Origin of the sequence: Parasutterella excrementihominis YIT 11859 (genome assembly GCF_000205025.1) — a bacterium.
GTDB lineage: Bacteria > Pseudomonadota > Gammaproteobacteria > Burkholderiales > Burkholderiaceae_F > Parasutterella > Parasutterella excrementihominis.
Genome location: NZ_GL883758.1, coordinates 1 through 901, shown reverse-complemented (window position 1 = coordinate 901; position 901 = coordinate 1). Strand labels below are relative to the sequence as shown.

The window sequence follows — 901 nt, the reverse complement described above, 5'->3', positions numbered from 1 at the left end:
AGCTTCATTTTCAAAGAAATGCTCTCCGGTTCGATTTATCGGATTCTTCAAAAAAGAGCGACCTTGGCTGGTTTGGAAAAAGTAAAGCCCCATGATCTTAGAAGGACTTTTGCAACCACGATGCTGGCGAATGGTTGTGATGTGTTCGTTTTGCAGCGGGCTATGGGTCACGCTTCAGTCAATACTACTTCTATGTACGACTATCGCAGCGAAACGCAGCGAAAAGAAATATGTCGCGCTCTACCGATTGGGTAAAATAAGTCAGTCCTGTCTCAATTATTTTGGAGAAATAAATGAATAAAACTGAATTGGTAGCCACTGTAGCAGAAGTCTCTGGCAAACCTAAAGCTGATGTCAAAGAGGTCTTGGAAGCATTATTGGGTCAAATCATCAAAACGGTAAAATCCGGCGATGAAGTCACTTTAGTGGGGTTCGGCACTTTTAAGTCAGCCAAGCGCGAAGCTCGAGTGGGTCGGAATCCTGCAACAGGTGCAGAACTTAAAATCCCAGCTTCGATTCAGCCGAAATTTGTTGCAGGAAAACTTTTTAAAGACGCACTAAATACAAAATAATTTGCTCTGTTTCTCAGAAGCGTAAGAACTAAATATAAACAAAGGAGGAGTAACTGTGATAGCAGTCTCTTCCTTTTTCTTTAAATCTAAATCGGAATAGGCGAAAAGTTTCACCGGTGAAACTTTTCGAGCCTCGAGTTGCCCACAATTTTCTTCGGTTCACTACGGCCAGTTTCGGAGACAAGCGTTCACCATCGGAAAATGAGGACAACTCTCAGCAGTCAGGGCAGTTACCCACAATCCTTGTAAACGGATTATGGATAACTGCTGAAAGAATGATTGAAAACTCCAAAATCAGAATCGGCGAAAAGTTTCACCGGTGAAACTTT

General features: G+C 42.4%; 2 protein-coding genes. Both read left to right on the top strand.

From position 1 onward, the window contains the following. Positions 1–255 (top strand): site-specific integrase (locus HMPREF9439_RS11185; protein WP_008864945.1); only part of this gene is annotated, 255 nt, incomplete at its 5' end. Between the two features lie 38 nt (positions 256–293). Then, the gene (locus tag HMPREF9439_RS11180; protein WP_008864944.1) at positions 294–572 is read left to right on the top strand and encodes an HU family DNA-binding protein; all 279 of its coding nucleotides are present in this window, start codon (positions 294–296) and stop codon (positions 570–572) included. Positions 573–901: the final 329 nt, after the last annotated feature.

Bases quoted from the DNA above. Each gene is read 5' to 3' on its own strand.
- HMPREF9439_RS11180 (WP_008864944.1), top strand. From the start codon at position 294: ATGAATAAAACTGAATTGGTAGCCACTGTAGCAGAAGTCTCTGGCAAA.